13 protein-coding genes and 1 other RNA gene are annotated in these 13,531 nt (G+C 30.2%); 7 read left to right on the forward strand and 7 right to left on the reverse strand.

What is annotated here, in order from left to right:
• Nucleotides 1–71 precede the first annotated feature (71 nt).
• The 4 genes from WHA43_RS03255 to WHA43_RS03270 all read left to right on the forward strand — a co-directional run bounded on the left by WHA43_RS03255 (nt 72) and on the right by WHA43_RS03270 (nt 3,769).
• Nucleotides 72–1,055, forward strand: a complete 984-nt coding sequence (locus tag WHA43_RS03255; protein WP_105045716.1) for a YheT family hydrolase — start codon at nt 72–74, stop codon at nt 1,053–1,055.
• 64 nt (nt 1,056–1,119) lie between these two features.
• The gene (locus WHA43_RS03260) at nt 1,120–2,196 is read left to right on the forward strand and encodes a PorV/PorQ family protein (protein ID WP_105045717.1); all 1,077 of its coding nucleotides are present in this window, start codon (nt 1,120–1,122) and stop codon (nt 2,194–2,196) included.
• A gap of 5 nt (nt 2,197–2,201) precedes the next feature.
• The gene (locus tag WHA43_RS03265) at nt 2,202–3,377 is read left to right on the forward strand and encodes a DUF4105 domain-containing protein (RefSeq protein ID WP_105045718.1); all 1,176 of its coding nucleotides are present in this window, start codon (nt 2,202–2,204) and stop codon (nt 3,375–3,377) included.
• 35 nt (nt 3,378–3,412) lie between these two features.
• On the forward strand, nt 3,413–3,769 hold the full coding sequence (locus WHA43_RS03270; RefSeq protein ID WP_317197484.1) for a GNAT family N-acetyltransferase: 357 nt from the start codon (nt 3,413–3,415) through the stop codon (nt 3,767–3,769).
• 116 nt (nt 3,770–3,885) lie between these two features.
• Here the strand turns inward: WHA43_RS03270 and aroQ are convergent, their stop codons facing one another.
• From aroQ to WHA43_RS03285, 3 genes are all read right to left on the reverse strand, one after another.
• Nucleotides 3,886–4,299 carry a type II 3-dehydroquinate dehydratase gene (gene aroQ / locus WHA43_RS03275; protein WP_105045719.1) on the reverse strand — a complete coding sequence of 138 codons (414 nt, stop codon included), beginning with the start codon at nt 4,297–4,299 and terminating at the stop codon, nt 3,886–3,888.
• A 79-nt stretch (nt 4,300–4,378) separates the two neighbouring features.
• A complete protein-coding gene (locus WHA43_RS03280) occupies nt 4,379–4,858 on the reverse strand; it encodes an outer membrane beta-barrel protein (RefSeq protein WP_211290303.1) in 480 nt (159 codons plus the stop codon).
• A 214-nt stretch (nt 4,859–5,072) separates the two neighbouring features.
• Nucleotides 5,073–5,597 (reverse strand): outer membrane beta-barrel protein, encoded by a 525-nt coding sequence (locus WHA43_RS03285; protein ID WP_105045720.1) that lies wholly within the window; start codon nt 5,595–5,597, stop codon nt 5,073–5,075.
• 127 nt (nt 5,598–5,724) lie between these two features.
• Here WHA43_RS03285 and xerD point away from each other — a divergent pair, with 127 nt between their 5' ends.
• Nucleotides 5,725–6,621 (forward strand): site-specific tyrosine recombinase XerD, encoded by an 897-nt coding sequence (gene xerD, locus WHA43_RS03290; RefSeq protein WP_105045721.1) that lies wholly within the window; start codon nt 5,725–5,727, stop codon nt 6,619–6,621.
• A 182-nt stretch (nt 6,622–6,803) separates the two neighbouring features.
• On the opposite strand, the gene rny is transcribed toward xerD, so the two are convergent.
• From rny to WHA43_RS03310, 4 genes are all read right to left on the reverse strand, one after another.
• Nucleotides 6,804–8,372 (reverse strand): ribonuclease Y, encoded by a 1,569-nt coding sequence (gene rny, locus WHA43_RS03295; RefSeq protein ID WP_105045722.1) that lies wholly within the window; start codon nt 8,370–8,372, stop codon nt 6,804–6,806.
• Nucleotides 8,373–8,419: 47 nt separating this feature from the next.
• A non-coding RNA gene (gene ssrS, locus WHA43_RS03300) (6S RNA) lies at nt 8,420–8,539 on the reverse strand.
• 53 nt (nt 8,540–8,592) lie between these two features.
• Nucleotides 8,593–8,886, reverse strand: coding sequence for a cell division protein ZapA (locus WHA43_RS03305; RefSeq protein WP_105045723.1), 294 nt, complete (start codon nt 8,884–8,886; stop codon nt 8,593–8,595).
• Nucleotides 8,887–8,896: 10 nt separating this feature from the next.
• Nucleotides 8,897–9,187, reverse strand: a complete 291-nt coding sequence (locus WHA43_RS03310; protein WP_105045724.1) for a hypothetical protein — start codon at nt 9,185–9,187, stop codon at nt 8,897–8,899.
• Between the two features lie 147 nt (nt 9,188–9,334).
• On the opposite strand from WHA43_RS03310, the gene WHA43_RS03315 reads away from it, so the two are divergent.
• Both WHA43_RS03315 and WHA43_RS03320 read left to right on the forward strand, forming a co-directional pair.
• Nucleotides 9,335–11,038: a M23 family metallopeptidase gene (locus WHA43_RS03315; RefSeq protein ID WP_105045725.1), complete on the forward strand. Its 1,704-nt coding sequence runs from the start codon at nt 9,335–9,337 to the stop codon at nt 11,036–11,038.
• 5 nt (nt 11,039–11,043) lie between these two features.
• A complete protein-coding gene (locus tag WHA43_RS03320) occupies nt 11,044–13,491 on the forward strand; it encodes a TonB-dependent receptor (protein ID WP_105045726.1) in 2,448 nt (815 codons plus the stop codon).
• Nucleotides 13,492–13,531 lie beyond the last annotated feature (40 nt).

A 13,531-nucleotide genomic window follows, 5' to 3' on the forward strand; every position in this document is an offset into this window, starting at 1 on the left:
AGTAAGAAATCTATTGAAAGTGCTTTTGTGTTTTCAATCATTTTTTGTCATATTTGTAAAAAATACGTCATATGCCCGTCTTTACTTCCGATTTTTTACCAACAATTCCTTTCAGAAATGGTCATTTTAATACGATGTATAGACCTTTATTTATGAAAGATATTGTTAAGTATAATCGAAAAAGAATCACGACTTGGGATCATGATTTTATTGATTTGGATTTTTCATTGATTGGTTCAGAAACACTTGCCGTTTTAATTCATGGTTTGGAAGGAAGTTCAGAATCTAAATATATGACTTCTACAACCAATCATTTAAATTCTAAAGGTTTAGATGTTGTTTGTTTCAATTTACGTAGTTGTAGTGGTGAGGATAATTTGTTACTTTCAACATATCACAGTGGAAAAACAGAAGATGTAGATTTTGTCATCAAACATATTTTAGCAAATTATTCCTACAAAAACATTGTTATTATTGGTTTTAGTTTGGGCGGAAATTTGACTTTAAAATATTTGGGTGAACAAAGTGATGCCATTTCTCCTATTATAAAAGGTGGCATTGCTGTTTCAGTTCCAATTGACATTGCTTCTGCAGAAAAAGAAATGGAAAAACTAAAAAACAAATTGTATTTAGAAGTTTTTTTTAAAACTATGAAAACAAAAGTTTTAGAGAAAGCACATAAATTTCCTGAATATCAATTAGATAAAGATAAATTATTCAAAGCTACGAAATTCAAACATTTAGAATATTTATATACTGTTCCTGTTTTCGGATTTGAAAGTCCAGAAGATTATTGGGAAAAAGCAAGTTCAAAACCATTTATTACAGCAATCAAAAAACCAACATTATTAATCAATGCAAAAGACGACACCTTTTTATCAAAAGAATGTTATCCTTTTGATGAAGCGCACAATTCTGATTTATTTCACTTAGAAGCTCCAAATTATGGTGGACATTGTGGCTTTATAAATTCTTTTAAAGCATCAGAAAATACTTGGCTAGAAGAACGAATTGCTCGTTTTATCAATGAAAATATCGGAATTACAATCTTGTAAACAATATCTGCTAAAAACGACTGTTATTTTACTAGGTTTTTAGATATTTGTTATAAATTTTTTGATGTCATTGAAATACAAATTTTTACTATTTTTACTATTATTTCCAGTAATTATAAAAGCACAAGCTTTTAGAAATTATTCTAACGAATTTTTATCAATTGGTGTGGATGCAGCCGCTTTAGGAATGAGCAAAGCTGTGGTTGCAACTACCAATAATGTGAATGCAATGTATTGGAATCCAGCAGGTTTAGCTGGTATTGAAGACTATCAAGGTTCGTTAATGCATGCATCGTATTTTGCAGGAATTGCCAATTACAATTACGCTGCTTTTGCCATGCCAATTGACCAAAACAGTGCTTTAGGATTTTCTGTAATTCGTTTTGGTGTGGATGATATTTTGAATACCACAGAATTGATTGATGGTGATGGAAATATCGATTTTAACAGAGTGAGTTTGTTTTCAGCAGCTGATTATGCGTTTAATGTTGCTTATGCAAGAAATTTGATTTTTAAAGATGTAAAATTCGGAGTAAATGCCAAAGTTGTTAGAAGAATTATTGGTGAATTTGCTACTTCTTGGGGTTTTGGCTTTGATGCAGGAATTCAATTTCAACGAAATGATTGGCATTTTGGATTGATGGTTCGTGATATCACAACAACTTTTAATAGTTGGAGTATCAATGAAACAGAGTTTGAAAAAATTAAAAATGCGATTCCAGGTCAAAACCAAGAATTGCCAGAAACCACTGAAATTACCAAACCAAAAGTGCAATTGGGTGTTGCTAAAAACTTTAGAATTGGACGTTTTTTCAACTTGTTATCAGAAGTGGATTTGAATATTCGTTTTGCCAGAACAAATGATGTTATTTCTACAGATTTTGCTAGTATTGATCCTGCCATTGGATTTCAACTGGATTATGAACGTATTGCGTTTTTAAGAATTGGCGTTGGAAATTTTCAAAATACCACCGAATTTGACAATTCAAAATCTTTATCTATGCAACCTAATTTTGGATTAGGTTTTATTTACAAAGGCATTCAAGTTGATTATGCTTTGACAAATATTGGCAGTGTAGGCAATGCGCTTTTTTCGAATATTTTCTCCATAACTTTTGATTATAGTTTTTTTAGAAGATAATTTTTATGATAAAAAAATACGCTTTTCTAATTCTTTTTTCGCTGTTTTTCAATTCATTACAATCGCAAGTTCAATTATCTGTTTACTCAGAAATTAGCATTGTAACTACTGGTCCTGGAACTGAATTGTATGAAGCTTTTGGTCATTCAGCTATCAGAGTAAAAGACCCAATGTTGCAATTGGATTTGATTTACAACTATGGAATGTTTGATTTTAATCAGCCAAATTTTTACTCCAATTTTGTCAAAGGAAAATTATTATACACTTTAGGAAGATATCCTTTCAGCACTTTTTTACAGAGTTATTATCAAGACAAACGCTGGGTAAAACAACAAGTTTTGAATTTAACCCAACAAGAAAAACAAGCTTTTTTCAATTACCTAGAAAATAATGCACTTCCTCAAAATAGCGATTATTTATACGATCCTTATTTTGATAATTGTGCGACAAAATTGAGAGATATTACTTCTTCTGTTTTAAAAAATAAGCTTCATTTTGGTGAGGAAAATCTTCCAAAAAATCAAACTTTTAGACAATTGATGAATCAAGAAATACCTTGGAATTCTTGGGGAAGTTTTGGAATTAATGTGGCTTTAGGAAGTAAATTAGATAAAAAAGCGTCTGTAGAAGGATTTATGTATTTGCCAAAATACATATACTCAATTTTTAAAAACAGTAAAATTACAAATCAAGGAAATTCTGAAAATTTGGTAAAAAATGAAGAAATTTTACTTGATTTTAAAAATTTAGCTCCAAAAACTTCACTTTTTAGTCCCTTTTTAATTTTCCTGATTTTTTCTATTATTGGAATTTACATCACTTTTTCTGATATAAAAAATCAAAAACGAGCAAAATGGTTAGATGTTACTATTTTCTCATTTACAGGAATTGTAGGAATATTGATTGTTTTTTTGTGGTTTTTCACCAATCATTCAACAACACCAAACAACTTTAATTTTTTATGGGCTTTTGCGCCTAATTTTTTAATTGCTTTTTTCCTTTTTAAGGAAAAACCACCAAAATGGATTGCAAAATACGTAAAATTATTAATTGTTTTTTTGAGTTTGATTCCTATTCTTTGGTTATTAAAAATTCAAGAATTTCCAATGGCAGTCATTCCTTTACTTCTTTTATTTGCTGTAAGATTTTGGTTTTTAACTCATAAAAACCTTTATAAATAATTTTGAATTTAAACCTTAGCAATTCACAAATCTGAATGAAAACTCCTTCTTTTGAAATTATCCCATTTGAAAATCAATATGCACAAGATTTTTATGATTTGAATGCAGCATGGCTTCGCTCCTATTTTTATATAGAACCTTATGATGAATTGGTGCTGAGCCAACCAAAAAAATACATTTTAGATTCAGGAGGCTTTATTTTTTTAGCAAAATATCAAGAGGAAATTGTAGGTGTTGTTTCTTTAATCAATCAAAAAACGTATTTCGAATTGAGTAAAATGGCTGTAAAACCAAGTTTTAGAGGACAAAAACTAGGAGAAAAATTAGTGTTACATTGTTTAGAATTTGGTAAAAATAAAGGTTGGAAAAGTATTACATTATATTCAAATTGAAAATTGATTCCTGCAATAACCTTATATCACAAAATTGGTTTTAAAGAAGTTGAATTAGAGAAAACAGCCAATTACAAACGCGCAGATATTAAAATGATTTTTGATTTAGATTATTTTTAGCCAAAACTTTTCAAAGCCAATTCATAGCCTTGCAAACCAAAACCAACGATTATTCCTTTGGCATTTGGCGCAATAAAACTTTGATGACGAAATTCTTCGCGGGCATGAATATTAGATATATGCACTTCAACAACAGGAGTTTGAATAGCTTTTACAGCATCTCCAATTCCAACAGAAGTATGTGTATATGCAGCAGCATTTAAGACAATTCCATCAAAATCAAAACCAACTTCATGAAGCTTATCAATAATTTCACCTTCAATATTTGATTGAAAATAATGTAATTTTAAATGTTGAAATTTTTGTTGTAAAGTATCAAAATACATTTCAAAAGTTTCATTGCCATATATTGTTGGCTCTCTTTTTCCGAGGAGATTTAAGTTGGGACCGTTAATAATGATAATTTTCATAGTTCAAAAATACAATATTATTGTATAAAAAAAACGGAAACTTTTCAGTTTCCGTTTATAATATGATTTTTATTTACTACTATAATCCAAACATTAAGCCAAGTCCAAAGCTGCCCCAGTTTCCACCACCATTACTAACATTTACAGTTGAATATGATGCAGTAACCATCATTTTTTCTGAAAGGTTGTAACCTAACATCGGTTTGTAATAAAAACCTCCATCATTTCCAGAAGGAGAAAGACCAAGAGCGTAACCAAGATCAGCACCTAAAACGAAATCTTCTGATAAATTATATCTTCCAGAAGCTGCAATTGGCAAAAAGGAAGCATTGTCAAAAGGATCTTTTTTGAAGAAAAAATTGATTCCAGCAGTAACACCATAATTAAAAGTGTCATCAGATGTGAACATATAGTTTACTTCACCTCCTAAAACGAAAGAAGAAACCATGTCAGCATCACCAGCTGGTAAACCTAAATTTACTCCAGCATTAAAACTTTGAGCATTTGCAGTTCCTAATCCACAAATTGCAAAAAAAGCAATAAATAACATTTTTTTCATAATTATTAATTTTTAAATTATGAAACAAATATATAAAATAAAATGAATATCGCAATAATTTGTGATATATTTTATTGATATTTAAAAATACTACATATGTAGTATTTTTTTTCACAATTATCTTTTTTAAATTACGAGCTTACGCTTTTTGAAAATAAATTCTAATAAAAAAGGAAGCAAATTTGCTTCCTTTTATAAATATGAATAGTTTTTTTTAGAATCTATACCCCAAACCTAATTGAAAAGTGTCAAATTTAGATGTAACTCCCATTGATGTATCTTGAAATCTATTACTTAATCCTAGCGAATATCTTGAAGCTACAAATACTTTATCAGACAAATCATACCCTAATCCAAATCCTAAACCTACTCCAAATTTATTCAATCCATCAGACTCTTCAGTCACAAAATCAAATTGAGGCCCGGCTTGTAAATTTAATTTTTCTGTTACAAAATATTTTAACATTACAGGAATGATAATTTCATTCAAAGATTCTCCCTCTTGATATGCAGATGCAAAATGAATTTCAGGTTGGATATTCAACTTTTCAGAAACATTGAAATCAGCAAAAAATCCAAGAAAAAAACCAGCTGCACCATCTGAAACTGTAAAACCTCCTGCTGATGCACTGATTGTGACATTGTGAAATCCTCCAGTAATTCCATATTTAGTCTCTTGAGCGTTTACATTTACTATCGCAGATAAAACAATAGAAATTACTAATAATACTTTTTTCATGAGTTATATTTATTAAAAATTAAGGGGCAAATCTAAATAAAATAACCTTTAGTTTAGATTCTATTTTTTTTTATTACAATAAAAATCAAACTTTTTTCTTTAAATGTATTTTAACTATCTTTAGTTTATGAATTGGAATATCGCCATCAAAGATTATCAAACATTTTTAAAAATTGAACGTGGTTTGTCTATCAATACCATCAATAGTTATACAAATGATTTAGAAAAATTAAGCAAATTTCTCTCGGAAAATGAGATTTCTATTTCACCAATTGCAATAGATGAAACCGTCATTCAACAATTTATTTATGATGCTGCAAAAAAAATAAATGCAAGAAGCCAAGCGCGATTAATTTCGGGCTTAAAAAGTTTTTTTGAATATTTAGTTTTTGAAGATTATCGAAAAACAAATCCTACAGATTTAATTGAAGCCCCAAAAATAGGGCGCAAATTACCTGATACACTTTCTGAAGAAGAAATTGATGCTTTGATTGGAGCCATTGATTTAAGTCATCCTCAAGGAGAAAGAAATCGAACTATTTTAGAAACCATGTACAGTTGTGGTTTACGAGTTAGTGAAGTTATTACGTTAAAAATTTCAGATTTATTTTTTGATGAAGGTTTTATTCGTGTTTTAGGAAAAGGAAATAAAGAGCGTTTTGTGCCAATTCATACACAAGCTCAAAAATTTATTCAGTCCTACATTAATGTAATCAGAATTCATGAAAAACCTCAAAAAAATCATGAAGACACGTTGTTTTTAAATAGACGTGGGAAGGGATTAACGCGTCAAATGATTTTTATGATGATTAATGAAAATGCTACTAAAATCAATTTGAAAAAGAAAATAAGTCCACATACTTTTCGTCATTCTTTTGCTACACATTTATTAAAATATGGTGCAGATTTAAGAGCAATTCAGCAAATGTTAGGTCATGAAAGTATAACAACAACTGAAATTTATGTGCATTTAGATAAAAGTTATTTGCGCGAAGTTGTAGAAACCTATCATCCTAGAAGATAAAAGCCCATCCTAACATTCACAGAGGAAAATAACTAATAGTTATTTTGAAAAAGGAATTAAGAACAGCTTTAAAAAGTGAATTTTAACTCTTTTCTAAAACAAAAAATCTTGCTTAAAAAGCAAGATTTTTCTTAAATCATATTTTTAAAAAAATATTTTGTCTAATGAGTTTTAATAACTAATTATTTAGCCACATTGACAGCTCTTGTTTCTCTGATTACAGTAACTTTTACTTGTCCTGGATACGTCATGTCATTTTGAATTTTTTGAGAAATATTAAATGACAATTCAGATGCTTTTGTATCACTCACTTTTCCGCTTTCAACCATTACACGTAATTCACGTCCTGCTTGAATTGCATAGGCTTTTTGGACTCCTGGAAAACCAAAAGCGATGTTTTCTAAATCTTTTAAACGTTGAATATACGAATCCAACACTTGACGTCTTGCACCTGGTCTTGCTCCAGAAATTGCATCACAAACTTGTACAATTGGCGAAATCAAATACTTCATTTCAATTTCATCATGGTGCGCTCCAATCGCATTGCAAACTTCCTCTTTTTCACCGTATTTTTCAGCCCATTGCATACCTAATAATGCGTGTGGTAAATCACTCTCAGCATCTGGAACTTTTCCAATATCATGTAATAATCCTGCTCTTTTTGCCAATTTTACATTCAAGCCCATTTCAGCAGCCATGATTCCACAAAGATTGGCTACTTCACGTGAATGCTGTAATAAATTTTGACCATAAGAAGAACGATATTTCATTCGTCCAACGATTTTAATCAACTCAGGATTCAAACCATGAATACCTAAATCAATTACGGTTCTTTTACCAATTTCAATAATTTCTTGGGTGATTTGTTTTTCAGTTTTTTCAACAACTTCTTCAATTCTTGCAGGGTGAATTCGTCCATCAGTTACCAATTTGTGCATTGCCAAACGTGCAATCTCTCTACGAACAGGATCAAAACAAGATAAAATAATAGCATCTGGAGTATCATCAACAATAATTTCAACACCAGTTGCAGCTTCTAAAGCCCTGATATTTCTACCTTCTCTACCAATGATCCTTCCTTTAACATCATCAGATTCTAAGTTAAAAACAGATACACAGTTTTCAACAGCTTGTTCAACACCAACTCTTTGAATGGTTCCTAAAACAATTTTACGAGCTTCTTGTTCTGCTGTTAATTTGGCTTCTTCTATGGATGTTTGAACAAAAGCCATAGCTTCTGATTTTGCTTGGTCTTTTAAAGAAGCTATCAATTCTTTTTTAGCTTCTTCTACTGACAATCCTGAAATTTGTTCTAGCATGTCTATATGACGACTGTGCATTTTTTCAAGATCGCTCTCTTTCTTCTCTAAAAAATCAAGTTTTGTATCGTAATCTTTTTGTTTGTCTTCAAGAGATTTGGTTAATCGTTTATTTTTATCAATTTCTGATGCAACAATTGATTCTTTTTCACGAACTCTTTTTTCAACTTCTGAAATCTTTTTTTCTCTAGCTAAAATTACTTTTTCGTGTTCTGATTTTAGTTCAATAAATTTTTCTTTTGCTTGTAGAATTTTGTCTTTTTTAATTGATTCTGCATCAATTTTTGCTTCTTTGATAATAGAAGCCGCTTCTTTTCTTGTATTTTCTAGTATTCTTTTTCCTTTTGATTTTTCTAGTGCTTTAAAGATTATAAAACCTATAGCTACTCCAGCTAAAACTCCCAATAAAATGGGAAGAATCATTCCATCCATAATTTAAATTTAGTATATAAAAAAGCCTACATTAGTGGGGTTTATATAAACTCTATTATTACATGATTAGGACTAACTAGCTGATCAAGGATCCATCTAAAGAAACTAGTTCTGATGGCTTGCTTTAGCAACTAAAACTCATCCTCTATAATAGATTTTTGTTGAGTTTATCAAACAAATTACTAACGTAGGCAGTGTGTGTTAATGTATTTTAAAGAACTTACTTTAAATGTTCATTGACCAAATTTGTCAATTCATTTAATTTTTCTATTGCTTCTTTATTGGTGGAATTTTTCTCTAAAGCACTGATTTCTAATTTCGAAGCAAATTGCAATGCACACATAGCCAACACATCTTGTTTGTCGCTAACAGCATAGTTTTGCTCATAAAGGGTTATCAATTTATTGATAGCATTTGCAGCTTTACGCATTCCTTCCTCTTCATTGGTGTTATTTACACTCAAAGGATAGGTTCTGCCCGCAATTACTACATTAATCTTTAGTTTTTCCGCCATTTAAAGAACTTTATTCTTGTAACTGAACAATACATTTATCAATTTCTCGAATCAATGCGTTTATTTTCAATTTTGTATCTTTTGTATCTTTACTACTGCCTTCGATAGTTTTTGCAATTTTAAGCATTTCATATTCTTTCTTTTGATTTGCTAAAAATTGTTCATTTTCTAAGAGCTGCTGTTGTAATTTTGTATTCGTTTGAAGTAAAATCTGGTTTTCTTTTACCAAAAATTCATAATTAGAAAGTAATTTTTGCAACGTAACTTCCAATAAATGAACTGCTTCAAGCGTATTACTCATTTTTGCTTTTTAGAATAAACTATCCTTACAAAGTTAGTAATCTGTTTTTTATTTTACAACTATTAACTGCTTTTTTATTCATACATTACTAACAAAGAATTTACAAAAACCATATTTTTTATTATTTTTACAAAAAATAATTGTCTTTTGAGAAAAATTCTGTTCACTTTTGTGCTGTTTTCCTATTTTTTTGGGATTTGTCAAGCCCCATACCCAAAAGATTATTTTCAATCTCCTTTAAAAATTCCGATCATTTTATCAGGTTCTTTTGGTGAACTAAGAAACAACCATTTTCATTCAGGATTAGATATCAAAACTCAAGGAATTGAAGGACTAGAAGTTCTTGCTGCCGCTGAAGGATATATTTCAAGAATCAAAGTAAGTCAATTTGGTTATGGCAAATCTATTTATATCACTCATCCAAACGGATTCACCTCTGTGTATGCACATCTTAGCAAATTTGCTCCAAAAATTGAAGCTTATTTAAAATCAATTCAGTATCAAAAAGAATGTTATGAAATTGAAGAAACAAGATTAAAAGAAGATTCTTTCCCAATCAAAAAAGGCGAATTGATTGCTTTTTCTGGGGATACTGGAGGTTCTGGAGGACCTCACTTACATTTCGAAATTCGTGATACAGAAAGTGAAAAAATTATCAATCCTTTGCTTTTCGGAATCGCAATCAATGACAGCATACCTCCTATTTTTCAATCCGTAAAAGTTTTTGCTTTAAACAACAATTCTCATATCAATCATCAAAACAATAGTTTTCAGCTATCTGTAAAAAAAATTGCCAACAATAATTATATTACTGATAAAATTATGGCAAATAATACCATTGGTTTTGGTGTTGAAGTGTTTGATAAAAGTAATGATACTTACAATAAATTAGGCATTCAAAGCCTTGAAATGTTCGTGAATGGAAAACGGTTTTACCATCATGATCTACAGTCTTTTTCATTTGATGAAAGCAAATTCATCAATCTTCATATTGATTATGAGCATTTTAAAAAATACAAAACTCGTTTTCAAAAAACATTTATTGATTCTGTAAATACTTTATCAACCTACAAAGACTTGATTGATTTTGGAAAAATCAATATCGAAAAAGATTTAAATTATACTGTAAGTATCATTGCTAAAGATTTTTATGGAAATGAAAGCACGTTAAAAATCCCTGTGATTGGTAAAGAAACTGAATCCATTTTATCTCAAAAAAATTATACAACTTCATTCAAAATAGTTGCAAAAAAATTCCATAAATTCTCTTTGAATGGTGTAACAGTTGCCTTTCCAAAAAGCACATTTTATAGTGATACATATTTAGATTTTAAAGTTGAAAACGGAATTGCCAAAATTTACCCACAAACAATTCCTTTAAATGATCAATTTACACTCACTTTTGATGTTTCTAAATACAGTGATGAAGAAAAAAAACAACTTTATATTGCCAATATTGATTATCCAAAATATCCAAGATATCAATATACCAGGAAAAGGGACAGCACTTTTTTTACAACAACTAAATATTTAGGAAATTACACGTTAGCAACTGATAATCAAAAACCTAAAATACAATTACTCTACGTAAAAGATGGGCAATGGATTTCAAATTCCGAAACTTTAAAAGTAAAAATTAGTGATATTGGTTCAGGGATTGATACCTATAGAGCCACCTTAAATGATGAATGGATTTTAATGGAATACAATCACAAAACAGGAATTCTTACCTACGATTTTACTGATAAAGTTTTGGTTGGTAGCAAACATTTGTTTAAAATTGTAGTTTATGACAATGTGGGAAATACGAACGAGCTTTCTGTTACGTTCTTTAAAAAACAAGTAAATTAGCCTTTGTGAAAAAATTACTCTTTCTATTCCTTTTTTTTCCTACTTTTTTGGTAGCTCAAAAAACAACCATCGTAAAAGGAACTGTAAAAAACAACCTAAAACAACCTATTGATAAGGTCTCAATTACTTATGGAAATACAGGAACAGAAACTGACGAAAACGGAAATTATTCCATCAGAATTCCTGTAAATACTGAAGTTACACTTGTTTTTAGTCATATTTCTTACCGAACTTTATCAGAAAAAATAACTGTAAATAATAGAAATGGCATTCGCTTTTCACCTATTCTAACTTTAAAAACAGAAGAATTAAAAGAAATTGTTATCAAAGACAATAAAAAAGAAGCGCAAGGAATTACAAAAATCGACATCAACAAAGTAAAAAATGTAGTTGGCCCAAATGCAGGTGTTGAAAATATTTTAATGACTTTACCTGGTGTAAATAACAACAATGAATTGAGTACACAATACAATGTTCGTGGTGGAAATTTTGATGAAAATTTAGTGTATGTAAATGGTATTGAAGTATATAGACCTTTTTTAATTCGTTCAGGACAACAAGAAGGTTTGAGTTTTATCAATACTAACATGATTCAAAATATCAATTTTTCTGCTGGTGGTTTTCAAGCAAGATATGGTGATAAACTCTCATCGGTTTTAGACATTACTTACAAAAAACCTACAGAAACTGCCACCACAATTGATGCTAGTTTTTTAGGAGGAAGTGCCACTTTTGAAGGTCAGTTTTTAAATAAAAAATTAAGTACCATAACTGGAGTTCGTTACAGAGACAATAGTTTGTTCGTAAACAGCCAACAAATTGAAGTGAATTTTAGGCCCAAATTTACAGATGTTCAAACACATCTTTCATATGAGTTTTCAGAAAAATTTGGCTTGAATTTCTTAGGAAATTTTTCGTTAAATAATTACAATTACAAACCACTTTCTAGAAGAACTCGTTTTGGAACAGTTGCAAATCCATTAGAATTGATTGTATTTTACAATGGTCAAGAACAAGATAATTATTTGACACTTTTTGGAGCATTTTCTGCAGATTATAAAATCAATGAGAACTTTACAATCACCACAATTGCATCAAGATACAACACGCAAGAAGAAGAATATTTTGATATTGCTGCCCAATACAATTTGGGTGAAGTAGATGCCAATATTGGCTCAGAAAATTTTGGCGAAGTTCAATTTTCACAGGGAATTGGTTCGCAACTCAATCATGCTCGAAACGATTTAGATGCGTTAATCACCAATTTTCAAGTAAGAGGTAGCATTAATAAAGATCAAAAACAATGGACTTTTGGTGCGAAATATCAAAAAGAAGATATTAGAGATCGTATACGCGAATGGGAAGTTATTGACTCTTTAGGATTTTCAATTCGTCCTCCACATCATGCAGGAAATAATCAACCTTATGAGCCTTTTGAAGGTGAAATTGTACCATTTCAAAATATCAGAAAAGATAATGAAGTTTCCATAAATCGTGTTTCTGGCTTTGTTCAGTTTGATGAAAGAACTTTTTGGAACGACCACGAAATTTTTTACAATATTGGCGTAAGAGCGCATCATTGGTCAGTTACAGGAAATGGAATTGCCTCAAAAAATCAAACAATTATAAGTCCGAGAGCGCAATTTGCCATCAAACCCAATTGGGATAAAGACATGCTTTTTAGAATTTCTGGTGGTTTGTATGCACAACCTCCTTCTTATCGTGAATTGCGTGATTTTAATGGAAATATCAATGTGGATGTAAAAGCACAACAGTCCATTCATTTGGTAACAGGAATGGATTACAGTTACGATATGTGGGAACGTCCTTTTAAATTGACAGTGGAAGCATATTACAAAGATTTGAATGATGTAAATGCATATACTGTTGATAATGTGAGAATTAGATATAGAGCAGACAATGCTGCAACTGCTTATGCTTACGGAGTTGACATTCGTTTGAATGGTGAGTTTGTACCAGGAAGTGAAAGTTGGGTAAGTTTGGGTTATTTAAAAACTGAAGAAAATATCAATAATCAAGGTTTTATTGCAAGACCCACAGATCAACGAATTAAATTCGGAATTTTATTTCAAGATTATGTTCCGAATTTGCCAAATTTAAAAGCGTATTTGAATTTAGTGTATAATTCTGGTTTGCCTGGAGGTTCTCCTGCGTATGCTGATGTATATCAATTTCAACAGCGTTTGCGCGATTATAGACGTGCAGATTTAGGAATTTCATACGTTTTTACAGATGCCAATAAACGATATCAAACTGGATGGTTATCTAATTTTAAAGAACTAACAGCAGGTTTGGAATTGTTCAACATGTTTGATATTCAAAATGCCATTACCAATACTTGGGTTCGTGATGTGTATTCTAAAACACAATTCGGAATTCCGAATTTTATGACAGGAAGGGTTTTAAACTTTAAAATTGGAATGAAGTTATAACTAAAAAAGCGTTTTCTAAATTTGAAAAACGCTTTTTTTG

Origin of the sequence: Polaribacter gangjinensis (genome assembly GCF_038024125.1) — a bacterium.
Classification (GTDB): Bacteria; Bacteroidota; Bacteroidia; order Flavobacteriales; family Flavobacteriaceae; genus Polaribacter; species Polaribacter gangjinensis.